General features: G+C 51.4%; 25 protein-coding genes, 4 tRNA genes and 1 pseudogene. 2 read left to right on the forward strand and 28 right to left on the reverse strand.

Features of this window, described 5'->3' with window-relative positions; genetic code table 11:
* Positions 1–5: 5 nt before the first annotated feature.
* The 21 genes and pseudogenes from dprA to rplS all read right to left on the reverse strand — a co-directional run bounded on the left by dprA (position 6) and on the right by rplS (position 18,134).
* Complete coding sequence (dprA, locus tag ACKQTC_RS02800; protein ID WP_408976906.1) at positions 6–1,094, reverse strand: DNA-processing protein DprA; 1,089 nt, start codon at positions 1,092–1,094, stop codon at positions 6–8.
* Between the two features lie 100 nt (positions 1,095–1,194).
* Positions 1,195–1,830 (reverse strand): endonuclease III, encoded by a 636-nt coding sequence (gene nth, locus ACKQTC_RS02805; protein WP_408976907.1) that lies wholly within the window; start codon positions 1,828–1,830, stop codon positions 1,195–1,197.
* A gap of 57 nt (positions 1,831–1,887) precedes the next feature.
* Positions 1,888–2,502 carry an adaptor protein MecA gene (locus ACKQTC_RS02810; protein ID WP_408976908.1) on the reverse strand — a complete coding sequence of 205 codons (615 nt, stop codon included), beginning with the start codon at positions 2,500–2,502 and terminating at the stop codon, positions 1,888–1,890.
* 82 nt (positions 2,503–2,584) lie between these two features.
* Positions 2,585–3,598 (reverse strand): tRNA (adenosine(37)-N6)-threonylcarbamoyltransferase complex transferase subunit TsaD, encoded by a 1,014-nt coding sequence (tsaD, locus tag ACKQTC_RS02815; RefSeq protein ID WP_408976909.1) that lies wholly within the window; start codon positions 3,596–3,598, stop codon positions 2,585–2,587.
* Between the two features lies 1 nt (position 3,599).
* Complete coding sequence (gene rimI / locus ACKQTC_RS02820) at positions 3,600–4,034, reverse strand: ribosomal protein S18-alanine N-acetyltransferase (RefSeq protein ID WP_408976910.1); 435 nt, start codon at positions 4,032–4,034, stop codon at positions 3,600–3,602.
* On the reverse strand, positions 4,027–4,740 hold the full coding sequence (tsaB, locus tag ACKQTC_RS02825; protein WP_408976911.1) for a tRNA (adenosine(37)-N6)-threonylcarbamoyltransferase complex dimerization subunit type 1 TsaB: 714 nt from the start codon (positions 4,738–4,740) through the stop codon (positions 4,027–4,029). The genes rimI and tsaB overlap by 8 nt, the downstream gene beginning before the upstream one ends.
* A complete protein-coding gene (gene tsaE, locus ACKQTC_RS02830) occupies positions 4,728–5,180 on the reverse strand; it encodes a tRNA (adenosine(37)-N6)-threonylcarbamoyltransferase complex ATPase subunit type 1 TsaE (protein ID WP_408976912.1) in 453 nt (150 codons plus the stop codon). Before tsaE ends, tsaB begins: the two co-directional genes overlap by 13 nt.
* Positions 5,181–5,232: 52 nt before the next feature.
* Positions 5,233–5,304 (reverse strand) — tRNA-Ile (locus ACKQTC_RS02835).
* Between the two features lie 52 nt (positions 5,305–5,356).
* Positions 5,357–6,490: an RNA polymerase sigma factor RpoD gene (gene rpoD, locus ACKQTC_RS02840; protein ID WP_408976913.1), complete on the reverse strand. Its 1,134-nt coding sequence runs from the start codon at positions 6,488–6,490 to the stop codon at positions 5,357–5,359.
* Between the two features lie 3 nt (positions 6,491–6,493).
* The gene (dnaG, locus tag ACKQTC_RS02845) at positions 6,494–8,305 is read right to left on the reverse strand and encodes a DNA primase (RefSeq protein WP_408976914.1); all 1,812 of its coding nucleotides are present in this window, start codon (positions 8,303–8,305) and stop codon (positions 6,494–6,496) included.
* Positions 8,306–8,441: 136 nt separating this feature from the next.
* Complete coding sequence (locus ACKQTC_RS02850) at positions 8,442–9,482, reverse strand: deoxyguanosinetriphosphate triphosphohydrolase (RefSeq protein WP_408976915.1); 1,041 nt, start codon at positions 9,480–9,482, stop codon at positions 8,442–8,444.
* A gap of 73 nt (positions 9,483–9,555) precedes the next feature.
* Positions 9,556–12,210 carry a pyruvate, phosphate dikinase gene (ppdK, locus tag ACKQTC_RS02855; RefSeq protein ID WP_408976916.1) on the reverse strand — a complete coding sequence of 885 codons (2,655 nt, stop codon included), beginning with the start codon at positions 12,208–12,210 and terminating at the stop codon, positions 9,556–9,558.
* Positions 12,203–13,033 (reverse strand): pyruvate, water dikinase regulatory protein, encoded by an 831-nt coding sequence (locus ACKQTC_RS02860; protein ID WP_408976917.1) that lies wholly within the window; start codon positions 13,031–13,033, stop codon positions 12,203–12,205. The genes ppdK and ACKQTC_RS02860 overlap by 8 nt, the downstream gene beginning before the upstream one ends.
* Positions 13,026–13,460 carry a CBS domain-containing protein gene (locus ACKQTC_RS02865; RefSeq protein WP_408976918.1) on the reverse strand — a complete coding sequence of 145 codons (435 nt, stop codon included), beginning with the start codon at positions 13,458–13,460 and terminating at the stop codon, positions 13,026–13,028. The genes ACKQTC_RS02860 and ACKQTC_RS02865 overlap by 8 nt, the downstream gene beginning before the upstream one ends.
* 54 nt (positions 13,461–13,514) lie before the next feature.
* Positions 13,515–13,712: pseudogene (locus ACKQTC_RS02870) on the reverse strand (HTH domain-containing protein); the annotation flags it as partial.
* Positions 13,713–13,885: 173 nt separating this feature from the next.
* Positions 13,886–14,404, reverse strand: coding sequence for a GNAT family N-acetyltransferase (locus tag ACKQTC_RS02875; RefSeq protein ID WP_408976919.1), 519 nt, complete (start codon positions 14,402–14,404; stop codon positions 13,886–13,888).
* Positions 14,401–14,892: a YajQ family cyclic di-GMP-binding protein gene (locus ACKQTC_RS02880; RefSeq protein WP_408976920.1), complete on the reverse strand. Its 492-nt coding sequence runs from the start codon at positions 14,890–14,892 to the stop codon at positions 14,401–14,403. The genes ACKQTC_RS02875 and ACKQTC_RS02880 overlap by 4 nt, the downstream gene beginning before the upstream one ends.
* Positions 14,893–14,901: 9 nt before the next feature.
* The gene (gene asnS / locus ACKQTC_RS02885) at positions 14,902–16,284 is read right to left on the reverse strand and encodes an asparagine--tRNA ligase (protein WP_408976921.1); all 1,383 of its coding nucleotides are present in this window, start codon (positions 16,282–16,284) and stop codon (positions 14,902–14,904) included.
* A gap of 8 nt (positions 16,285–16,292) precedes the next feature.
* Complete coding sequence (ylqF, locus tag ACKQTC_RS02890) at positions 16,293–17,147, reverse strand: ribosome biogenesis GTPase YlqF (RefSeq protein WP_408976922.1); 855 nt, start codon at positions 17,145–17,147, stop codon at positions 16,293–16,295.
* The gene (gene lepB / locus ACKQTC_RS02895; RefSeq protein ID WP_408976923.1) at positions 17,144–17,737 is read right to left on the reverse strand and encodes a signal peptidase I; all 594 of its coding nucleotides are present in this window, start codon (positions 17,735–17,737) and stop codon (positions 17,144–17,146) included. The genes ylqF and lepB overlap by 4 nt, the downstream gene beginning before the upstream one ends.
* Before the next feature lie 52 nt (positions 17,738–17,789).
* Entirely contained in the window at positions 17,790–18,134 is a 345-nt protein-coding gene (gene rplS, locus ACKQTC_RS02900) for a 50S ribosomal protein L19 (RefSeq protein WP_408976924.1), read from the reverse strand.
* 138 nt (positions 18,135–18,272) lie between these two features.
* Between rplS and sdaAB the strand changes: the two genes are divergently transcribed.
* Positions 18,273–18,941, forward strand: a complete 669-nt coding sequence (gene sdaAB / locus ACKQTC_RS02905) for an L-serine ammonia-lyase, iron-sulfur-dependent subunit beta (protein WP_408976925.1) — start codon at positions 18,273–18,275, stop codon at positions 18,939–18,941.
* A 9-nt stretch (positions 18,942–18,950) separates the two neighbouring features.
* Positions 18,951–19,820, forward strand: coding sequence for an L-serine ammonia-lyase, iron-sulfur-dependent, subunit alpha (sdaAA, locus tag ACKQTC_RS02910; RefSeq protein WP_408976926.1), 870 nt, complete (start codon positions 18,951–18,953; stop codon positions 19,818–19,820).
* Positions 19,821–19,899: 79 nt separating this feature from the next.
* On the opposite strand, the gene ACKQTC_RS02915 is transcribed toward sdaAA, so the two are convergent.
* The 7 genes from ACKQTC_RS02915 to ACKQTC_RS02945 all read right to left on the reverse strand — a co-directional run bounded on the left by ACKQTC_RS02915 (position 19,900) and on the right by ACKQTC_RS02945 (position 23,707).
* Positions 19,900–19,973: transfer RNA gene (locus tag ACKQTC_RS02915), tRNA-Asp, on the reverse strand.
* A gap of 3 nt (positions 19,974–19,976) precedes the next feature.
* A tRNA-Val gene (locus ACKQTC_RS02920) sits at positions 19,977–20,049 on the reverse strand.
* 3 nt (positions 20,050–20,052) lie between these two features.
* Positions 20,053–20,126 (reverse strand) — tRNA-Glu (locus tag ACKQTC_RS02925).
* A gap of 74 nt (positions 20,127–20,200) precedes the next feature.
* Positions 20,201–20,689, reverse strand: coding sequence for a GNAT family N-acetyltransferase (locus ACKQTC_RS02930; RefSeq protein WP_408976927.1), 489 nt, complete (start codon positions 20,687–20,689; stop codon positions 20,201–20,203).
* A 75-nt stretch (positions 20,690–20,764) separates the two neighbouring features.
* Positions 20,765–22,723, reverse strand: a complete 1,959-nt coding sequence (locus ACKQTC_RS02935) for an N-acetylmuramoyl-L-alanine amidase (RefSeq protein ID WP_408976928.1) — start codon at positions 22,721–22,723, stop codon at positions 20,765–20,767.
* A 173-nt stretch (positions 22,724–22,896) separates the two neighbouring features.
* Positions 22,897–23,094: a cold shock domain-containing protein gene (locus tag ACKQTC_RS02940; protein WP_408976929.1), complete on the reverse strand. Its 198-nt coding sequence runs from the start codon at positions 23,092–23,094 to the stop codon at positions 22,897–22,899.
* A 265-nt stretch (positions 23,095–23,359) separates the two neighbouring features.
* Complete coding sequence (locus ACKQTC_RS02945; protein ID WP_408976930.1) at positions 23,360–23,707, reverse strand: STAS domain-containing protein; 348 nt, start codon at positions 23,705–23,707, stop codon at positions 23,360–23,362.

Below are 23,707 nucleotides of genomic sequence, written 5' to 3' on the forward strand. Positions count from 1 at the left end.
CCTACTTATCTTTTTCTAAACTGCCGGCCGGGCAACTCCTCAACCTTGCCCTGAATAGAGAGTAAACTCAATTGGGCCGACAAATCTTCAATGGGCATGTCCAGCTCTTGAAGTAAATAGTCTAGAGATACAGGCACAGCGCTCAGCTGGTCCATGATTAATCGGGTTTGCGGATCATCCGCCTGGGCGGACACCGCTGTTTCCCCTTCAAAAAGCATCTGCTGACCGTATTCTTCCAAAATATCATTGACGTCGCAAACCATTTTTGCGCCATCCTTGATAAGCCGTAAACAGCCTTGAGACTGGGGACTGGTGATCATCCCCGGTACAGCAAAGACATCCCGCCCATTATCTAAAGCCAGGTTGGCGGTGATGAGGGCGCCACTTTTGCTGGCCGCTTCAACAACCACCAGGCCAGCAGATAAGCCGGCGATAATCCTATTCCGACGGGGAAAGTGGTGGCCCTTTGGCTCTGCCCCCAGTGGAAAGGACGTTAAAATAAGCCCATGGGGGTGGTGCAGGATTCTTTCATAAAGGTCCTTATTTTCCCTGGGATAGACCCGGTCAATGCCGGTACCCAGGACGCCAATTGTGCCGCCACCACCTTCCAAGGCCCCTTCATGGGCCCGGGCATCAATGCCCCGGGCCAGGCCGCTGACCACCACACAATTCTCGCTGGACAATTCCGCCCCCAGCTGCTGGGCCACATCTTTACCATAATAGGTGGCCTTGCGACTGCCAACGATGGCCAGGTGAAGCTTGTCCGGCGCAAAGGCGCCCCGAGAATACAAAAGAGCCGGCGGGTCGTATAAACCCTCCAGCGCCATCGGATAATCGGCATCCCCGCGGAAAACCAATTGAACCTTGCGGTCATGGAGCCATTGCTCCCGCAAGGCTAAATCCGCCTTTTGCCGAAGTGTTTCATATCTTTCCCAAACAGCCATGGGCACATCTGGATAATTTTCTTTAAAGAATGACAAGGGGGCCTTCCAAACCGTCTCGGCGGACCAAGAATCGCGCATAATGAGTAATAAGTCGCTCCTATGTTCACCGAGTGCCTGGTGGACAACTGTCCAAACGCTTGCATCATGCACAGCCTTCCCTCCTTATCTATCTGTGAAAATTGTAGCACTTGAATGAAAAATTGTATAGTATAAAAGCGAAAACTTTTCTAAATAATCAATTTTTAACTTTTTATTGATATTTATGCTTATCTGACCATTCACATAAATCCGCTAAGAAGCAGGCCTTACACTTCGGTTGGCGGGCCTTGCAAGGGCCCCGTCCATGCCAGATAAACCAGTGGTGGGCATCACACCAGAGGTCTTCAGGTATACGTTCAGTGACTTGCTTCTCTACACCAACAACCGTACTGTGGTTGGCAAAACCCAGCCGATTGGTCACCCGGAAGACATGGGTATCCACTGCAAAGGCCGGCTTGTGAAAGGCATTGCATAGGACAACATTGGCTGTTTTCCGTCCGACCCCCGCCAGGGCCTCGAGCCGACTCCGGTCATCAGGCACTTCTCCCCCGTATTCTGTGACGAGGATTTGGCAGGTCTTGAGTATATTTTTACTCTTTGACCGGTATAAGCCGATGCTGGCTATTTCCCGGCTCAGAGATTCTTCATTTAAAGATAAAAAGGCCGCCGCTGTAGGGTACTTTTTAAATAAGTCTTCGGTCACCATGTTCACCCGCACATCCGTTGATTGGGCGGATAGAATGGTGGCGATCAGCAGTTCAAAGGGGTTATTAAAACGCAAGCCGGAACCGATGTCTCCGTATTCCTCTTTTAAGCGGTCAAGTATGGCCCATTCACGTTCAGTCATTCGGTCTCCTTTTATACAAAAAAGCTGCACCACGCTCAAGGAGGGGTGCAGCATCAATTACACAGATGCTAATTTTTCAATCGCCTTGTCAGCAATTATTAAATGTGCGTGTTCACTTAAATAGGCGCGGGAATAGCGGGTTCGATTGCCGTATTCCAGTAAGTGGCCGAGGACTCTGCCATCCAAGGCCCCCATATCACCAAAGAGCAAGTAATACTGGCCATCGCGGCCCTTGTATACTTGGCTTTCTGCTTGGTAAAAGCCATCTAAGGCATGAGCTGTCTCAATGACATACTCTAAGCTATCAAATTCGTAGATTGTCACAAGGTCATCCTCAATTGCGTCCATGTACTGGGCAAGATTTTCTTTCAGCGCATCATCGGATGATTCACTGGCTTGATCAAAGTCAAAGGGAAGTCTACCTTCAGAAACCTTTGTAATGGTCATAATCATACTTTCGCTTGAAATGGGATAGGCTTCAACCATGAGTTGGCTATCTCTGTGCACTTCAAAGCCGCAGTCGCGGTTGGCCTTTTCCAAAATTTCTTGAAAAAGTTCCTGGGCTTGCGGATTGTAGGGCGCCAGTTCCCATTTTTTCAGAGCGTGCAGGTTTAAGTCGTCCTGGGTAATGATGATTTGCAGCTTATCATCGCTTAAACGTTTAAACTTCAATGTGGACACCTCCCTAGAGAATGCCAATTCAATACTAACCCTAGTATATATATGAGATATCAGTTGTCAAGCTTTTTATACCCTATAGGGTTGAAAAGGGTAGTTGGGCGTGGGCGTTGAGGGTCAGGTCGCTGACTTGACCGGCCTGGGCCTTGTAATAGGCAGCGGCACCAATCATGGCGGCATTGTCTGTACAATAAGCCATGGGCGGGCAGTAAAATTGAATGCCCCGCTCGGCACACCCCTTAGCCAAACTTTCACGCAACTGACTATTGGCAGCCACACCACCAGCCAGTAGGAGAGTGGACATTTGCTCATTTTCCAGGGCTAGAAAGGTTTTTTCACATAAGGCCTTGACCACAGCCATCTGAAAAGAGGCTGCGACATCCGGGACCTCTATCGGTCGGTTTTTCATCTTTTCCTGGTTTAAGTAGTTCAAAACAGCGCTTTTCAAGCCGCTGAAGCTAAAGTCATAAGGGTTGTCCAGCTTCGCGATTGGAAAGGTAATGGCCTCCGGGTTGCCGACCTTAAAAAGCCGGTCAATTTCAGGACCCCCTGGATAGGGCAGCCCCAAAGCCCGGGCCACTTTATCAAAGGCTTCTCCGGCAGCGTCATCCCGGGTCTGGCCCAGGCTCAGATATTCGCCATGGCGGTTGATTTTGATGATATTGGTGTGCCCACCGCTGACAACCAGGCATAAGGCCGGCAGGCGAATGTCCGGATGGGCGAGAAAGTTGGCGTATATATGCCCCTCTATATGATGTATACCCAAAAGCGGTTTTTTTATTGCATAAGCCAGGGCCTTTGCTGTAGAAACCCCAACCAATAAGGCCCCAACCAGGCCAGGACCATAGGTAACTGCCACCAGGTCGATGTCCTGGTAGGACAGGGCGGCTTCTTCCAAGGCCTTATCGATGAGCCTGTTGATATAGGTCAAATGCTCCCGGGAAGCCACTTCCGGGACAACACCACCGAATTTTTGATGGATTTGGATTTGTGAGCTAACGACATTGGCAAGCAGGTCCTTGCCATCACGGACAATGGCAACACCGGTATCATCACAAGAAGACTCTATGGCCAGGATTGTCAGAGACATGCTACCCCTCCCATCTATATATGTAGCCGTCCGTCTGCCCATAGTAGTTGGGCCGGACCGCAATACGTTCAAAAGCTAGTTTTTCATATAAGTGAATGGCTGGCCCATTATCCGCTGCCACTTCTAAAAAGACCCGGTGAACCCCCTTGGCTTGGAGGGCATCCAGGCCGGTTTCCAGCAAGCGCTGGCCCAGGCCCCTGTTCTGCTGGGCCGGCAAGCTGGCCAGCCGCCACAGTTCTCCTTCGTCAAGGAGGTATTGAAAAAGGGCATAAGCAAAGACTTGCCCCTCCTCTGCCGCCAGCAAGGCCAGGTGCGTTTCCCGGGCGGATAGGGCTGTATGTAAGCTTTCCTTGGTCCAGGGGTGGGCAAAGGTCTCTTGCTCCACGCGGATCAAGGCCGGTAGGTCGGCAAAAGTACAGGGTCTAACTTCAATCATAGAGGCTCTCACCTGGATGACGCTTCTCCCAGTTTAAAACCGCTTCAGACTGTCTGAGATAGAAGGGCTCTATATCCAGGTAGGTCTGGCCCTGGCCCGCCATAAAAATAGGGGCCAGGATCTCTGCCAGGGCACCGGCCCGGACATAGCGGTTGAGGCCACTAGCAAAGAAGGCCTGGTCGCCCATGGCTGCCTGGATGGCCGCCCCATAAACATCAATCCCATCGCCACAAAAAAGCACCCGGTCCTCTCCGACTTCTTCTAAAAGGGCAGCCAGAGAAATGGCCTGGGGCCCGGCAACCCGGATCATCCCGTCTCCCTCAGCCTGATATATGGCTGTGTAGACCTCTTTACGCCGGGCATTCAAAATAGGGCAAATGTAGCCCACATAGGGCAATTGACCGCTGGCCAGGACTTCCAGGCTGGTTTTTGTAGCGATGGGTACACCAAGTCCTTGGGCCAGAGCCTTGGCTGTGGCTAACCCAATCCGCAAGCCGGTAAAAGACCCCGGCCCGGAAGTCACAGCGATGGCATCAATCGTGCCTATATCAGCACCCGTTAAGCCCAAGGCCCGGTCAACCATGGGCATGGCCTGTTCAGAATGAGTCAAGCCTGTATTTAAAAAAATCTCGGCCCTGACCTGGCCATCGGCCCAGATGGCCACAGACCCTGTAATAGATGAGGTATCTAAGGCTAAAATATACATGACTGACCTCCCCGCTTAAGGATATCTGAATGGCCCTGGTCGATAGCTGAAAGGGCCCGGGCCCCACCCTCATAGGTTAAGGAAATCACCAGGGCATCCTCAGGTAGGTAGCCCTCTAACCGCTCAGGCCATTCAATAACTGTAACGCCCTCCCCCTCAATCAGGTCTAGAATCCCTAAAAGCTCTGCTTCCATAGGGTTTTCCAGCCGATAGGCATCAATGTGATAAAGGGGCAAACGGCCACTCTCATATTCTGCAATAATCACAAAGGTGGGACTGGTCACCGATTCAAGGACGCCCAGGCCCTCGGCCAGCCCCTGGGTCCAGGTGGTTTTGCCGGCGCCCAGGTCCCCTTGCAGAAGAATCAGGTCACCGGGTCTTAAGACAGCTGCCAGGGCCTGACCGGCCTGTCGTGTCGCTTCAGAATCCGCTAGGTACATAACTTCCTCCTATAAAAAATGGGTGTTTCAGTAAACTGAAACACCCCTATCATGGGCCCACCTGGCATCGAACCAGGGACCGCCCGGTTATGAGCCGGATGCTCTGCCGCTGAGCTATAGGCCCGAGTACGGGTTGCCCCGTAAATGCAATAGAAATTATAACAATAAGTAAAAGACTAGTCAAGGTAGTCTTTTAGTTTCCGACTCCGGCTGGGGTGGCGTAACTTACGCAAGGCTTTCGCTTCAATCTGTCTAATCCGTTCCCGGGTGACACCAAATTCCTGGCCGACTTCTTCCAGGGTTCTGGACCGGCCATCATTCAGGCCAAAGCGCAGGCGGAGCACCTTTTCCTCACGCGGCGTTAAGGTTTCAAGAACTTCTTCCAGCTGTTCCTTCAAGAGGATATAGCTGGCAGCCTCGTCCGGTGCCTGGGCCTCTTCATCCTCAATAAAGTCGCCTAAGTGGCTGTCTTCTTCTTCACCGATGGGCGTTTCTAAAGAGACGGGCTCTTGAGCAACTTTTTGGATTTCTCGGACCCGTTCCGGGGTCAATTCCATGATTTTACCAATCTGCTCCGGTGTTGGGTCTGTACCCAATTCCTGGAGGAGCTGACGGGATACCCGGACCAGCTTATTGATGGTTTCCACCATATGAACAGGAATCCGGATGGTCCGGGCCTGGTCAGCAATGGCCCGGGTAATAGCCTGACGAATCCACCAGGTGGCATAGGTACTGAACTTAAAGCCCTTGGTGTAGTCAAATTTTTCAACAGCCTTTAACAAGCCCAAGTTCCCTTCTTGAATGAGGTCTAAAAAGAGCATGCCTCGGCCGACATACCGCTTGGCGATGCTGACAACCAATCTCAAGTTGGCTTCTGCCAGCTCATTTTTAGCTGATTCATCGCCGGCCTGCATCCGTTTGGCCAGGTCAACCTCTTCTTCTGCCCGCAGCAAGGGCACCCGGCCAATTTCTTTTAAATACATCCGGACCGGGTCATCGATCCCCACATCATCAGGGACACTCAGGTCGATTTCAACTTCTTTAGATTCTTTTTCTTCATCTTCCAGGGTGGCGTCATCCGGTTCCTCGTCTTCATCTTCAACGATATCCCCACCTCTCAAGTCCACCCCAAATTGATTCAGCTGGTCAAAGAGCTTGTCCATTTCTTCTGCGGACAGCTCCATTTTCTCTAAAGAATCTCCGATTTCCTCATAAGTGAGTTCACCTTTTTTTTGACCGAGCGCCAAAAGTTTGGAAATCGCATCGTTTATTTTATTCACTTCTTTGCGTTCCTTTTTCACATCCGGCATATACTAGGTCTCCCTTCTCGGCCCTTGTTCCAATAATTTTTTCTCAATGAGCAGTGCCTCCAACCGATCCAATATCTCCCGCGCTTGATCACCATCGCTATCGACACTCTCATTCAAGGCTTGTAAACCGGCTGCATACTGTGCCTCCAAGCGGTTAAGCCTTAACTCGGTTATTAATTGATTAAAATGCTGCTGGTATTTTTCAGCAGGTATGTGTCGTTCTATATAGCTCAAGGCTTTTGCCAGCCCCTCTCCATACATCACAGGGAGGAAACCAGCTGATATTTTATTATGTGTCTGGTAAGACTCCTTCATTAGTTGATATAAACTATTTGCCGCATTATCAAACAAGGCTGGCCCCCCATAATGTTCAATAGGAGCAAAGTTCTCTGCATCCATAAGCAGGTAAGTCAAAACCAACCACTCTCTCCCGGTCAGGTCCGGGGCAGGTACCTCCTGCGCAGGCACTTCCGGTGCTTCTTTTTTGCGGTTACGGCCGTACCGCATCCGGTACTTATATTCATCTGTAACGACCTGTTCAGATAGGTCTAAGAAGTTGGCAATCAGGCGGATCGCATGGTCCTTTTCTGCCGGCGTCTTACAGAGGTCCAAGGTCGGTAGGCTTTTTTCCAGAAGGCCCATTTGCGTCTCAATCCTGGACAGGTCTGCATCCTTGGTCATAAGCTTGAGCCGGAAGGCCAAGCCTTCCGGCGCCTCGCCAATTCGGCTGTAAAAGGCTTCTACCCCCTCTGCCTGTAAGAATTCGTCCGGGTCTTGCCCCTCAGGCAACTGTAAAACCCTTACATGGCCACCCAGCGCCTCAATCCGATCAAGGCTTTTTAGGGTCGCCCGAATACCGGCCCCATCGCCGTCAAAGGCCGTGGTGAAGTGGTAGGTATAGCGCAAAAGGCGTTTGATTTGCTCGTCTGTGAGGGCCGTTCCCAGCGGGGCCACGACATTCTGCACCCCCCACTTGTGACAGGCCAGGACATCCATATAGCCTTCAACGATGATGACCTGGTCCGCTTTGCGGATGGCGTCTTTAGCTGCATATAGGCCATAGAGTTCAGACCCCTTATGAAAAAGGGGGGTTTCCGGTGAGTTGAGATATTTTTGTGGTGCAGCGTCCGGGTCTAAAATCCGACCGCCAAAGGCCACCACATGACCAGACCCATTCCGGATAGGGAAGATCAAGCGGTCACGAAAACGATCATAGAGCTGCCCCGTTTTACGGCTGCGACCACTCAAGCCAAGGGTGAGAAGGTCATCCGTTGAGACACCTTGCTGCATCAGAGCCCGGGTCATATGGTCCCAGCCCGGCAGGCAGGCCCCCAGTTCAAATTTTTCTTCGATTTCCGCCGGCACCCCCCGAGCTGTCAAATACTGGCGGATGACAGGCACCCGGTTGGCCACTAGGGCCTGCCGGTAAAAAGCCAGGGCCTTTTCATTAACAGCCCTAAGCCGGTTGCGTTCTTGCAGGGCCTTTTTCTTTTCCGGGCTCAGCTGGGGCTCCGGAATGGCAACGCCGGCCTCCTTCCCTAGCCGACGGACTGCTTGGGGAAAGGACAGGTGCTCAATCTCCATGAGGAATTTAAAGACATTCCCCCCAATGCCACAACCAAAGCAGTGAAAAATCTGCTTACTCGGTGATACAGAAAAGGAGGGCGTTTTTTCACCATGGAAGGGACAGAGCCCCATATAGTTGGCCCCGGTGCGTTTTAAGGATACATATTTAGAGATAAGCGAGACAATATCAGTACGCTCATTAATTTCATCAATGATTTCCTGCGGAATCAAGCCTCTTTCTTCCGACATGATATGCCTCCTATGCTGTTTTCCTCGTGAAAAAAACTCCGCAGGACTATGCCTCCGGAGGTTTTCTCCACGCACATATACTTAAGGAATTAAAGGATAATTATAGCACAAATAAGTGAAATCAGCAAGCAGACACTTAACCTATGAAGGACCGGGGCATGGTGAGGTCTTTATATAGGGCAATACAGAAATTATCCGTCATGCCGGAGATGTAATCCGCTACCCCCCGCTCCCGGCCTTCCAGAACAGCGATTTGCCGGTAAAAGTCCGGCATTTTCTCCGGGTGTCTGAGGTAATAAGAGAAGAGAAAGTCAACCACAAAACTAGCTCGTTCCCGCTCTTTTTGGCAGACATCCCCGGTATAGACCTCCTTAAAGAGGAAGGCCCGCAAGCCGGTCAAGGCGTCGTGGACCGGTTGGCTAAAGGAGAGCTTGGGCTTTTCGCCTGCAGGGCCCAGGCTCAAGCCCAGCCCTTCCTGGACCAGGTCTTCAACCAGGGTGGTCAGCCGGTCAGAAAGGCTGTGGCCCAGGACATCGGTATACTTATCGGGCAGGTCCTTTTCTTCTAATAAACCGGCCCGGATGGTGTCGTCAATATCATGCTGGACGTAAGCAATCTTATCTGCAAAGCGGATAATCTGCCCCTCAAGGGTTAAGGCCTTGCCAGAAGCAGAAAAGCCACTGTGGTGGAGGACACCGTCCAGGACTTCCTGGGTGAGGTTGAGCCCCCGGCGGTTGCCATGGGCTTCGATCCGTTTCAGGACCCGCAGGCTATTTTCATTATGCTTAAAGCCCTCCTGCATCCGCATGTTTAAGACCTCTTCCCCGCAGTGAGCAAAGGGGGTATGGCCCACGTCATGGGCCAGGGCAATGGCTTCGATTAAGTCCAGGTTGAGGTTGAGGGCCCGACCAATGGTCTTGGCAATTTGGTTGACCTCCAGGGTATGGGTCAGCCGGGTCCGGTAATGGTCACTGCCCGGTGAAATAAAGACCTGGGTCTTGTGCTTTAACCGTCTGAAGGCCTTTGAATGGATGACGCGGTCGCGGTCACGCATGTACACGGTGCGAATATTATCTTCCGGCTCAGGATTTTCACGGCCGCAAGTATCCGCTGCACAGGCTGCAAGCGGGGATAGGTTGGCTTTTTCTCCGGCTAGAATGGTCTCTCGAATATCCATAGGGTCACGCCTCCTTTTCACAAAAACATCAAAACGCAACTGCGGCAAAAGTCACAGTTGCGTTAACAAGTCATTATTGACGGGGAGACTTGATTTGGGCTTGGGCAGCAGCCACAATGGCAATCGGCACCCGGTAGGGGGAGCAGCTGACAAAGGTCAAGCCGGCTTCATGGCATTTGGCAACAGAGGCCGGGTCCCCCCCGTGTTCACCGCAAATACCAAAGGAGATATCCGGTTTGACGCTCCGGCCCTTTTGAACAGCCAGGGCCACCAATTCAGCCACGTGCTTATCCAATACAGCAAATGGATTTTCTTTCAGGATTTTTTGCTCAATATAAATCGGCAAGAATTTCCCTTCTGCGTCGTCACGACTAAAGCCCAGGGTCGTCTGAGTTAAGTCATTGGTCCCGAAGGTGAAAAAGTCACAGTGTTCGGTGAGGGCATCACAGCCCAGGCAGGCCCGGGGCAGCTCGAGCATAGCCCCAACCTTATAGGGAATTTCCATGCCCATTTCAGCGCTGACTTCTTTAGCGACGTCATCAATTTCAGCCCGTAAGATTGCCACTTCTTTGGGGTCAATGACCAAAGGAATTTCAATTTCGACATGAATATCCTTACCCTGTTTGATGAGCTCAGCTGTTGCATTTAAGATAGCTCTGGCTTGCATCCGGTAGACATCCGGATAGGTGATCCCTAAGCGGCAGCCACGGTGACCAAGCATGGGATTGGCTTCATGAAGACCACGGACCTTCCGCAGGAGGTCTTCTTTTTCGGCAATGACCTTGGCGTCCGCACCGGTATGTTTCATGTCATTGATTTCAAGCATGAGATTTTCCATATTAGGCAGGAATTCGTGCAGGGGCGGGTCTAAAAGCCGGATGGTGGTCGGATGACCGGCCATAGCGTCTAAAATACCGACAAAGTCTTCCTGCTGGAATTTTAAGAGATGTTCCAACGGAGCCCGCCGTTGGTCAGCATTTTCAGCCAGGATCATTTCCTGAACATAGGGGAGCCGGTCTACCTGCATAAACATGTGCTCTGTTCGGCAAAGACCAATCCCTCTGGCCCCAAATTCAAGGGCCTTCCGGGCATCAGCCGGGGTATCTGCATTGGCGTGAACATTCATACCGCCTTCATCGGCGATTTCAGCACACCAATCCAGGATTTGTTGGAAATAGTCGCTAATGACCGGGGGGATAACCGGGACTTCACCCTTGATGACATTCCCGGTGGACCCATCAATGGTGATGATGTCCCCCTCAGCCAGGGTCAAGTCGCCAACTTGGATAACCTTTTTGTCCAGGTCAACCTTGATGCCTTCACAACCACAAACGCAAGGGGTCCCCATGCCCCGGGCGACAACAGCTGCGTGGGAGGTCATCCCGCCACGGCTGGTTAAAACCCCTTGAGACATGACCATCCCATGGATATCATCCGGGGTGGTTTCGTTCCGGACCAGGATGACCTTTTCACCAGCCTTACCCTTGGCTTCGGCTTCATCAGCGGTAAAGACGATGCTACCTGCAGCAGCCCCCGGAGAGGCCGGCAGGCCCTTGGTCATGACATCCAGGTCGGCCTTCGGGTCAATGGAGGGGTGGAGCAATTGATCTAATTGATAGGCATCAATACGGGCCACTGCTTCATCCCGAGTGATAAGGCCTTCTTTAACCATTTCAACTGCACTCCGGACAGCCGCTTGGGTGGTCCGCTTGGCATTCCGGGTCTGGAGAATAAAGAGGGACCCGTTTTCAATGGTGAATTCAATATCCTGCATATCTTTATAGTGGTTTTCCAACAAGGAGCAGGTGTCTGTAAATTGTTTAAAGGCTTCCGGTAATTCTTTTTCCAGTTCGGAAATATGATGGGGGGTCCGGATTCCGGCCACAACGTCTTCCCCTTGGGCATTGATCAGGTATTCCCCATACAACTCCCGGGCGCCGGTTGCCGGGTTTCTGGTAAAGGCTACCCCCGTACCGGAGGTATTGCCCATGTTCCCATAAACCATAGATTGGATATTAACAGCGGTACCAATGTCATCAGGAATCCGGTTAATTTGGCGATATACAATAGCCCGCGGGTTGCCCCAGCTTTCAAAAACAGCAGAGATGGCTAAGACCAGCTGTTCAGAAGGTTCTTGGGGAAAGTCCTGTCCGGCTTCTTTTTTCACCAGTGCCTTGTATTGTTCAATGAGTTGGCGCAGGTGGTCGGGATTTAATTCATAGTCCACCTCGACCCCTTGGTCACTTTTAATCCGTTCAATGATTTGGTCAAATTTATAGCCATCGATTCCCATAACCACATTGGCATACATCTGGATAAACCGACGGTAGCAGTCTAAGGCAAAACGTTCATCATTAGTAAGGGCAGCAAAGCCTTTCACAGTTTCATCATTCAGGCCGAGGTTTAAAACGGTATCCATCATCCCGGGCATAGAAATGGCTGCGCCGGAACGGACGGAAACCAGTAAAGGATTTTTGGCATCACCGAATTTTTTGCCGGTCTGCTCTTCTACAGTGGTTAAGTTTTTCCACACCTCATCTAAAAGGCCCTCGGGCAATTGGTTGCCTTGGTCAAAGAAGTCATTACAGGCTTCGGTGGTAATGGTCATGCCTTGTGGTACCGGCAGACCAATCCGGGTCATTTCTGCCAAGTTAGCCCCTTTGCCCCCCAAAAGAGCACGCATATCTTTAGAGCCTTCCTTGAATAAATAAACGTATTTTTTACTCAATGATATTATCTCCTCTGCTGTAATAAATTTGTAAGATGACATTGGCAGTTTCTTCAACAGCTTTATGTGAAACATCGATTATAGGGCAACCGATTCGTTTCATAATTTTTTCGGCATGGTCAACTTCTTCAAAAATACGGGCCATGTCTGTGTAGTCGCTTCCGCCGACCACGCCCAAACTGAGTAAGCGCTCCCGGCGGATATTGCCAAGCACATCCGGCCGGATGGTCAGACCCACGATTTTTTCCCTAGGCACCTCAAACAACTGGTCGCTGACCTTAACTTGTGGCACCAGGGGCAGGTTGGCCACCTTCAGGCCCCGGTAGGCCAAGTACATGGAGAGGGGCGTTTTGGATGTACGTGATACCCCAATCAGCACAAGGTCAGCCAGTTTAAAGCCAGTGGGGTCTTTCCCATCATCGTATTTGATGGCAAATTCAACGGACTCGATTTTCTTAAAGTAGGACTCATCCATCCGCTGAACCAGGCCCGGCTTCCCCTTGGGCAGGTCCCCTGTCATGCCCTCAATCGCCGCAAAGGGCTGAGAGAGGACATCCACAAAGGGGATCTGCTTGTTAACGCAATAATTACGAATAAAATCACTTAATTCCTTGACCACTAGGGTGTAGATTAAAATGCTCTTATTCATATCAATGGTATCCAAAACCTGGGCCAGGTACTCAATATCCTCTACAAAGGGGATGGGCTTGTAGTTAAATTGAACCCCCGGGAACTGGTTGGCTGCCGCTCGGGCAACGTATTGGGCCGTTTCCCCTAAAGAATCCGAAAGAAGGTAAATGGTGATTGCTTTGGTTTCACTCATTATCTTCACCTCCGGCATAGCCATACCCGATGTCCACAAAGGCCCGGGCTACATTGGTTTTGGTGAAGCGACCAATGACTTCATACTGGTCTTCGCCCAGCTTTTTGACCACTGGCAGGCCGTCAATCTCGTGGTGGGTAAGTTTGCGGGCAGCCATCCAAAGGCTCTCTTCAGGTGTGGTCATAATAATATTCGGCATCCGGGTCATAACTACCCCCACCGGGACGACATGCATATCGGTATTCCCTACAGCCAGCTTGAGTAAGTCCTTGCGGGACAGGACCCCCTCCAGTAATCCCCCTTCACTAACCACAAACAAGGTCCCGATGTTGTTCATAAACAGGGATACCAGGGCATCGTAAGCCGATGACCTCTCATCTAATACCACAGGAACACTTTGATACTGGCCAACAGTTAGTTCTACCATCCGCATGTAGACATCATAACCATGACGATTTTGGTTGTAATAATAGCCAACCCGGGGCCTGGCTTCCAGAATGCCAAGTTGGCTTAGGAAGGTCAGATCGCTGCGCAGGGCAGCCCGGGTGGTATCCAGTTTTTCAGCAATATCATCACCGGTAATGGGGCTGGTTTCTTTTACAATAGCTAATATTTGCCTTTGTCTCTCATTAAATTGAATAACCTTCTCCTCCTTTCCTGTGGTCTTTGAATTTATTATGACTTAATTTGACGCCTTTTTCAAGTAATTTTTCCCCACAATTAGGATTATTTGCTCTTTATTTACTTTTCATCTCATCTTTGCACTCTTCTCCGTCTACGCACAAAAAACCACCCCTCCTTACAAAGGGGTGGTTGTATCGCTTGATAGAAGGGCTAATCTAGGCCTATCCCTCAGCTTTCAGCAAAGGTATAGGTAAGAAAGGCCAAGTTCAAACGCTTTCCTGCCTTGATGCCCACTTCCGGCAGGGCCCCACGCCAGGAAAAGCCCATTTTCTGGTGGAGATCAATGGAAGTCTGGTTGTCTGCACTGATAGCGGCAACAATGCTGTGCTTCTGACACTTGGCCGCTTCCTTAATCAGTTGGGCTAGGAGCTGGCTGCCAACGCCCTTGGACCAGGCTTTCGGGTGAACATAAACCGAGTTTTCGACAGTATCACAATAGCCCGGCCAGTCCCGAAAGACCGATAAGGCACCAAAGCCAAGGACGAGGCCGTCCGCCTGGGCCACTATAACGAGCAGGCCCCTTTGCCGGTGGTCCTCAAGCCAGACGCGCCGGTTGGCTTCAGATACCGGTTCTTCGGTCCAGGCTGCAGTGGTATGGTCAATGGCGTAGTTGAAAATGGCGGTGATGGCCGGAAGGTCTTCCTCCCTAGCCGGCCGAATCTCCAGGTCTTCTATCCGACCGGTCATGACCGGAAGTTTTCATACTGGAGGGCCTGGCCATAGTCCTTTTTTTTTAGGAAACCGATAACGGTCTGCAGGTCATCGATTTTTTTGCCGCTGACCCGGATTTTATCGTCCATGATCTGGGTCTGGACTTTCAACTTGGTGTCTCGGATATCCTTGCTGATTTTCTTGGCCAAGTCCTTGTCAATCCCTTGGCGGATAGTGATAGCCTGCTTGACCCGGCCACCGGAAGCTTCTACCTTCCCGTACTCCATATTTTCAATGGGCACGCCCCGCCGGATAAATTTAGACTGTAAAACATCGACAACACTTTTCATCCGCATTTCATCATCTGCGTTCAAGTGGATGGTATCCCCATCGACATTGATTTCTGTTTTTGCGCCCTTGAAGTCATAGCGGTTGGTGATTTCTTTTAAGGTTTGATTGACCGCATTGTCGACTTCTTGGGCATCCACTTGAGAAACCACATCAAAAGTTGCATCTTTAGCCATAATTACCTCCTAAAAATTGATTTGTTTGGGTACACGGGGGAAAGGAATCACATCTCGTATATTTTTCATGCCGGACAGGTACATTAAGAGGCGTTCAAAGCCAACGCCGAAACCTGCGTGCGGAGTACCACCGTAGCGGCGTAAATCCAGATACCATTGGTAGGCTTCGGTGGACATTCCCTTGGCCGCTAACCGCTGGGCCAGGAGGTCAAATCGCTCTTCCCTTTGGCTACCGCCAATGATTTCACCGATGCCGGGCACCAAGAGATCCACAGCAGCAACGGTCTTTTGGTCATCATTCCCCCGCATATAAAAGGCCTTGATATCTTCCGGGTAGTCGGTGACAAAGACCGGCCCCTTGACCACTTCATCAGTCAAAAACCGCTCGTGCTCTGTTTGCAAGTCAAGGCCCCAGCTCACCGGATAAGCAAAGGACTGGCCGCTTTTTTCCAAGAGGTCAATGGCCTCGGTATAGGTCATACTGGAAAAACCGGCTGCTTGAACAGCCTCCAACCGCTGGATTAAGCCGTCGTCTATGAAATCATTGAAAAACTGGATGTCTTGTGGGGCTTCCTCGAAAGCGGTTTGAATCATGGCGCGGATAAAGTCTTCCGCCAGGTCAATGAGGCCATCCAGGTCACAGAAGGCGCATTCCGGTTCAATCATCCAAAATTCCGCTGCATGACGGGCGGTATTGGAGTTTTCTGCCCGGAAGGTGGGGCCAAAGCTGTAGACATTTTTAAAAGCATGGGCAAAGGCCTCTGCATTCAGCTGGCCGCTAACGGCCAAGTGGGCCGGCCCGCCAAAAAAATCATCCTTATAGTCTAAGGCGGCCGGCGGTTGGCCGGCTAACCGGTCCAAGTCCAGGGCGGTCACTTGGAACATTTCCCCGGCCCCTTCGGCATCACTGGCCGTTAAAACCGGCGTATGCACCTGCAAAAAACCCTTTTCATGAAAGTAGCGGTGGACCGCAAAGCTCATCAGGCTCCTCAGGCGAAAAACAGATTGAAAGGTATTGGCCCGCGGCCGCAGGTGGGCGATGGTCCGCAAATATTCAAAGCTATGCCGCTTTTTTTGTAGGGGATAGTCTTCGGCTGTTCCACCAACCAGGTCCAGCTCTGTTAGCCGGAGTTCAAAGGCCTGCTTGGCTTCAGGTGTGGCCACTAGGTGTCCGGACACGGCCACTGCTGCCCCCAGAGACACGTCTCGGAAGGCCTCCCCCCGGTCTGCTGAATAGACCAGCTGGAGGGACTCAGGGTAACTGCCGTCTACCAATTCGATAAAACCGACCTGTTTGCCGGCCCGGTGGTTACGGACCCAGCCGCTCAGCCGGACCTTCTGGTTATAAAAAGCGGTGGGATTTTTATATATAGCTGCGATTGTTTGTTCCATGGGACCTCCTATTCCAGGGAAATGCGCCCGATGGCTCCATTTCTAAATTCCTTTAGCAAGAGTACCGATGTTTTTCGGTCATCGACCCGGCCGCCGCTGATTAGGGCCCCTCGCCGCCGGCCTATGGCCTGCATGAGGGCGTAGGGATCTTCTTCGGCAATCAGGTCCGGGTCCAGGTCATAGCGGCTGGCTAAAGCGTCCGGATAATGGGTCTTGAGCTGACGCACCAGGCGGAAAGCCGCTTCTTCCGGAACAAAGACATCATCAGATACGGCCCCGCTAATGGCCAGCCGGTAGCCGATTTCGTCATCATCAAACTTGGGCCATAAAATCCCCGGGGTATCTAAGAGTTCAATGTCTTCAGATAGGCGCAGCCACTGCTTGCCCCGGGTCACCCCGGGCTTATTCCCGGTATCGGCCACCGACCGGCCAATGACTGCATTAATAAGGGTTGACTTGCCGACATTGGGGATACCGATAATCATGGCATGGACCCGTACTTTTTTGGCGCCTTTACCTAAAAATCGCTCCCGCTTCTTTTCCGATAAGTCATAAATGGCATCTGATAGCGCCGCTGCCGCCTGCTTGCCCCCCCGGCTCAAATCCAAGGCAATAGCCCCGAAGCCCTTCTTCCGGTAGGTCTGGAGCCAATGGGCTGTCCGGCCGGGGTCGGCCAGGTCAGCCTTGGTCATCACAATTAAATGAGGCCGCTTTTTACCGACAACCTCTTCTAAAAGGGGGTTCTTACTGGTTTTAGGGAGCCGGGCATCCACCAGTTCAATCACCACATCAACCATGGCCAGTTCTTTTTCAATGATGCGCCGGGCCTTGGCCATGTGGCCCGGAAACCACTGTATACTCATCCTAACACCTGCCAAGCACTGATCGGCCAGTAAATAAACTGGGCCTTCCCAATAAGGTAATCCTCTTCTACGGTTCCCCAGTAGCGGCTATCGCTGGAATGGTTCCGGTTATCACCCATCATGAAATACTCGCCTTCAGGGACTTGGACCGGGCCAAAGTCAGGCATATTGGTATCTGCTGCTACATAGGGTTCTTCTAAAGGCTTACCGTCTATGAAAACGGTATTATTTTTGACTTCTACCGTTTCCCCGGGCAAGCCAATGAGCCTTTTGACATAGTCCATTTCTTCCAGGCCCTCTTTCTCATTGACCGGGTATTTAAAGACTACAATATCGCCCCGTTCCGGCTCATGCATTTTATAGGACAATTTGGTTACCACGACTTGATTATTCAGGCCTAGGGTTGGTATCATAGAGCCGGAAGGAATATAGTAGGTGCCCACAATAAAGTGGCGCAAAAACAAGACGAGTACGATTGCGATGGCAACCGGTACCACAAATTCGCGGACAAAACCACCTTTTTGCTGGTTTTGTTCATTGTTATCGGGCTTGCCTTCTTCTTGCATGGCGTCTGCCCCCTTCCTTGACATTTTTTATCTGTCAACTAGAAAAAGCCCTTCGCCGAAGGCGAGGGGCTTACCATTAACGATGAATTTCTTTGATGCGGGCTGCCTTGCCGAACCGGTTGCGCATATAATATAATTTAGCACGACGCACACGACCTTGGCGTACAAGCTCAATTTCAGCCACACGCGGAGAATGAATCGGAAAAATACGTTCCACAGTGACCCCATAAGCCGTACGACGAACAGTAAAGGTTTCGGTTAATCCGCCACCAACACGTTTCAGGACAACGCCTTCGAAAGCCTGCAGACGTTCACGGTTACCTTCGACAACCTTTACCTGAACCCGGACTGTGTCCCCGGGACGGAAGTCAGGTACATCCGTTTTGAGTTGGTCTTGTTCAATTTTCTTTAAGATATCCATAGTTTCTCCTTTCATCTATAGAACGTTCATAGGCCAATACCCAGCGGACCGTTCGGATCAAAAACACAGTTATTTTAACACAGACAAGGCCATTGCGCAAGTCTAAATCAAGAGGAAAGTAATAGAAAGGGTGGTTTTATGTCAAAAGGCAAACATTATGAGATGTTTGATATTCTAGGCCCTATTATGGTCGGGCCATCCAGCTCCCATACAGCCGGCGCTTGTCGCTTAGCGGATATGGCGCGCCGCATTTATGGAAAGGACCTGACCGCTGTGACCTGCGAGCTCCACGGTAGCTTTGCCCACACCTATCAAGGGCACGGCAGCGACCGGGCCATTGCCGGCGGTCTTTTGGGCTATGCCCCTGATGATGAGCGGCTGGTAGAGGCCTTAGACCTCATTGCGCAAGCAGGGATTGACCTGGTCTTCCAACCGGCCGACCTGGGCAATGTCCATCCCAATACCATCCGCTTTTGCTTTCATCGGGACCAGGCAGCGGACTTCACCGTCACCGGCTCTTCCATTGGCGGTGGCAACATCCGGATCACGGATATAGATGGGACCGCCACTGATTTTACCGGCGAATACCCCACCCTCATCCTCCGCTACCCCGATTCCCCGGGCATGGTCTACTACGCCAGCAGTATTTGTCATGAAAATAATCTTAATATTGCGCATATGCATGTCAGCCGCCTTGACCAAACGGCAACCATGATTATTGAATTGGATGAGCCCTTTACCCCAGCGGTCACAGAGGCCTTCAGCCAATTGCCCAACCTGGACTTCTTTATTGCCATTGCACGTTAAGGAGGAACTATGTATACATCCGCTCAGTTACTTAAGCAGGCCTGCGAGGAAAATGGCTTGGACCTGGCCGAGGCAACCCTGCAACATGAATGTGAAAAAACCGGCACTTCCCGGGAAGACTATATCGAGGGGCTGAAAGAACGGTTGGCCGTTATGCGGCAGGCTGGTGAACGGGCCCGGAAGACCCCCCTCATGTCCCTATCCGGCTTAACCGGGGGCAATGCCTATAAATTGGACCAATTGGCTCCGGAAAATAGCTATTTAGGGGCCCTACCGGTTAAAGCCATGGCCATTGCGGTATCGACCTCTGAAGTCAATGCCAAGATGGGTAAAATTGTCGCCGCCCCAACAGCCGGTGCGGCAGGTATCCTACCGGCTGCCATCCTCGTTGCCGAAGAAGCCCTCAAGCTCAGCGAAGAAGAAATGATCAAGGGCCTACTGGTGGCCATTGCCATAGGTTATATCGTTGCCACCAACGCCACCGTCTCCGGTGCTGAAGGGGGCTGCCAGGTCGAATGTGGCGCAGCGGCCGCCATGGCAGCTGCTGCCCTGGTCTACCTGCGGCAGGGCGACATCGATGCCGTATTTGACGCGGCCTCCATCGCCCTCATCAATATCATGGGGCTCGTCTGCGACCCTGTCGGTGGCCTGGTTGAATTCCCCTGTGCCCTCCGGAATGCCGGCGGGGTCATGAATGCCATGAGCGCTGCGGACCTGGCCCTGGCCGGTGTTGAATCCCTGGTCCCCTTCGATGAAGTGGTGCAGGCCCTGTATGCTGTCGGCTGCTCCATGCCGATGCAGCTCCGGGAAACCGCCAAGGGCGGCGTGGCCGTAACCCCCTCTGCCCAAAGCGCCTGCCAGGCCTGTGGCCTTAAATAAGCAAAACAAGCACATAAAAAGCCCAGTTCAAATGAACTGGGCTTTTTGCCTACAAAAAAACAGCCCCTAAGGGCTGTCGCGACGCAGATGGGACTCGAACCCACGACCTCCAGCGTGACAGGCTGGCATTCTAACCAACTGAACTACTGCGCCGTATGGACGATGACGGGCTCGAACCGCCGACATTCTGCTTGTAAGGCAGACGCTCTCCCAACTGAGCTAATCGTCCGAATGACCTGTAGGGGATTCGAACCCCTGAATGCCAGCGTGAAAGGCTGGTGAGTTAAGCCACTTCTCCAACAGGCCGTGATTAAAGGCGTCTCACAAGAATATATTATACATGGTGTCGACGCCTTTTGCAAGTACTTTTTACAATTTCTTTAAAGAATATTTTCTGCTGCCAGCTGGCGGATATTTTCCGTGTGAATCCGGTAAATCCGCATCTCACTGACCACCTGGGCCCCTATCTTTTGATAAAAGTCCAGGGCCGGCTGGTTCCAGTCCAGGCAACCCCATTCGAGGCGACCAAAGCCAGCTGCTACACATTCTTTGGCCATCTGGACCATCAGGGCCCGGCCAATACCTTGAGACCGGAAGCCTTCATCAATATAAAGGGCATCAATATAGTAGCCGGATGCCCCGATAAAGGCAGAACATACCGTATAAGCAAAGAGAAAACCAACGACCTCCCCTTCCCGCTCGGCAAAGAAGGCACGGGCCTGCCCGCTGGCCACTAGGTGAGCCAGCTGGTCGGCCGTCGCCGTAATATGGTCTTCCATTTTTTGATAGCGGCCAAGCTTTTTCATAAAGGCCCGCATGAGAGGCCCATCTTCTACCTGAGCTGACCGAATGATGATTTTTTCTTGCATAAGTCACCTTCTATGATCTTGCCGTGACGTGAACATTATTTTACCGATTCTTCTCGTCAGCGTCAAGTAAAACCCTTAATAAGAGAAATACTTGACCAGGCCGTCATACATCCCTTGGGCCAGCTGGTTTTGATAGCTGTCGGTCGCCAAGCGGGCCTCGTCAAAAGCGGTTGTTAAGAACCCACACTCAATGAGCACGGAGGGCACTTCATTTTCCCGTAAGACCGCAAAGTTACCGGTCCGGGTATAGGTCCGGGTCCCTGTAGCAGCATTCATGCTGGTCTGCATGATTTTGGCAAATTCCTGCCGCATGTCCTTTTGGGCCGCACTGGTCAGCCGCAAGTTGCCATCATAGATATACACACCAATACCGACTGCATTCGGGTTCCCAGGTGCCGCATCGCCGTGAATTTCAACATAGGCATCTGCATTATTATCATTGGCGACCATGGCCCGACCGGCCAAGCTGATTCGCACCGGAGCCTTTTCCCGAATCATGATGACCTTGGCACCTGCAGCTTCTAATTTTTGCTTTAACTTCAAGGCCACTGGCGTATTAAAGGCCACTTCAGAGAGGCCGAGGACACTGCCAATAGCGCCGGGGTCAACCCGGGTACCGGAGGTGTATTCACCATGACCCGGGCTGACGACAATAGTCTTACCAACCAGGCCCAGCTGGCCATTCTTATGCTTTCGGACGGCCATAATGGAAAATTCGTCGCCTCTCCGATCCAGGCGGAAGTAGCCACCTGACTCTACTGTCGTAGCAATAATGACTTCATTATTGCTACCGGTCGTCTGCTGAAAGGACTGGAAAGGCGCCTTGCCAGCCACCGGGTTTGTGATTTGAGGATTGGCAGAAACACCACGAATGGCAACCTTCAATTGGTTGCCATTGTTTTTAAGCACATCCACCTGACCTTGGCCCACTTTGAAGGTCACTTCGTATTGGCCTAGGCCCGGGGTAACCCGCTTAACGGTAATAGGGTCTTTTTGATTTTGCCCGGTTGACTGGGCGGGAGCTGATGATGGTGCAGCGGCCGGTGTTTGCGGACGGCTGGTCGTTCCTTTGACGTATGCGCCGGTAATCCAGCCCTTTTTCCCATTGGCCAGCTGGACCTGGTGCCAGCCGGAAGCACTGCTTAACCGGGTTAAAACATCCCCCTGCTTAACGGTATCTATAACTGGATAATCGGTCGAGGAGCCACTGCGGATGTTAACCACAGACCCGGTCACTTCAAGGTAGGCACTGCTCGCAGCACTGGTTGACTGGGTCGGGTTGGGAGGCGTCGGCGTTGAAGGGGTGGAGGGACTGCTGGGCTGGGGCTTCCCATAAGCCTCAAACTGAACCAGGATTTCAGAAATCCAGGCCTTTTGCCCATCCGGTAGGACGATTTGATAAAATTCGCCTACTTTATCCACAGCATCGTAGCGGACATCCTTATCTGCCTGGGCCAGGACCTCACTGTTGGTCGAGGCCTCTTTAAAAATAAGCCCCGGGGCATGGGTTACGGTAACGACCCCGCTAACCCCCGACCCAGCAGGTGTCTTCGCCTCTTGAGCCGCCGCTTCTGGCGGCGCTGGGGTCGGGCTGGTCACAGTGACGGTTCGGGTCGCATTGTCCCACCAGATATTCTGGCCCAGGCTCTCCCCGGCCACTCGGAGAGGGATCATAATCCGGTTGTTGATCAACTGAATATTGACGTCAATCCCCTTGGCCTGGCCATTTAAATAGTAGACCTGCCGCCCATAAGGGAAGGCCAGGTTATTCTGGCCCAGCTGGACCGTAGCGGTCTGATTGGCCTGAGTCCACTCCACAGAAGCCCCTAGGGCACTGCTGACAAAGCGGATAGGCACCAGGGTCCGTCCATTTTGGATGACAGGGGGCACGTCCGTTTCAATCTTGCTGCCATTGACAATGATAGACGGCGCCGGCGCCGCTTCAGCCGGTGACGTAAAGTGCCCGGCTGCAAAAACCGATAGGGCTACCACTGAGCCGGTAACTATTTTTTTAAGTAAACAACGGTTATCCAAGGTCTCTAACCTCCGTTTCTTTATAAAGCCTTGTACCACATCCTATTGTAACGAAATTTAGCCTTGGCTTCAATTCGCATATCCCTACAAAGTAGGGACAAATAAGCTACAGATTAATGACAGTTTAAATAAAAAAAGCGTCGCCGCAAGAGCAGCAACGCTTTTGGTTCTTATTAGAGTTTAACAACGTTAGCAGCTTGATCGCCACGATCGCCGCTGACTACGTCAAATTCTACGGCTTGGCCTTCATCTAAAGTTTTGAAGCCATCGCCTTCGATAGCGCTGAAGTGAACGAAAACGTCTTCGCCACCATCAACAGTAATAAACCCATAGCCTTTTTCAGCATTAAACCATTTAACTGTTCCAGTCATCGTATTGACCTCCATAAAATTAGTCAGGATTGGCAACACAGAGTTGGACATAAAAATTCACATATTGTAACGAATTACATGAACACATATGTAACCCCTTACAATATGTGAAAAAATGATGACGCATATCTGTATTTCTTTACCCTGCGATAATTATAGCAAGACCGTAATAAAAAAGCAACTCATAAAGCCGATTATATCGCTTGCATTAGATTATTCTTCTTTGCTTATCCTTTTCCTGGCAGGCCCTGCTGGCTACCCACCCTTAGGCTTGGCTGATTAGGGACAGGGCCTCATCACGGCTGGCGGCCAAGAGGAAAATCTTATCCAGGTTTACTAATTTTAAGAGCTTCATGATGTAGTCCTGCACATTGAAGAAAACAATTTTACCTTGTTTTTCATTTACTTCTTTATAGAGGGAGATCAGCATCCCCAGGCCCGAGGAATCCATAAAGGTAACCCCTTCAAGGTTGACCATGACCTGGTAAATGTGCAAATCATTGATCCGGTTTTTGACCTCTTCTTTGAAGTCAAAGGACTCTTCAAGGGTAATTTCACCTTCAAAAATGACTTCCACGTAGCCATCATTACTTTTGACACAATAGCTTGCCAT

Origin of the sequence: Peptococcus simiae (assembly GCF_046097595.1) — a bacterium.
Taxonomy (GTDB): Bacteria; Bacillota; Peptococcia; order Peptococcales; family Peptococcaceae; genus Peptococcus; species Peptococcus simiae.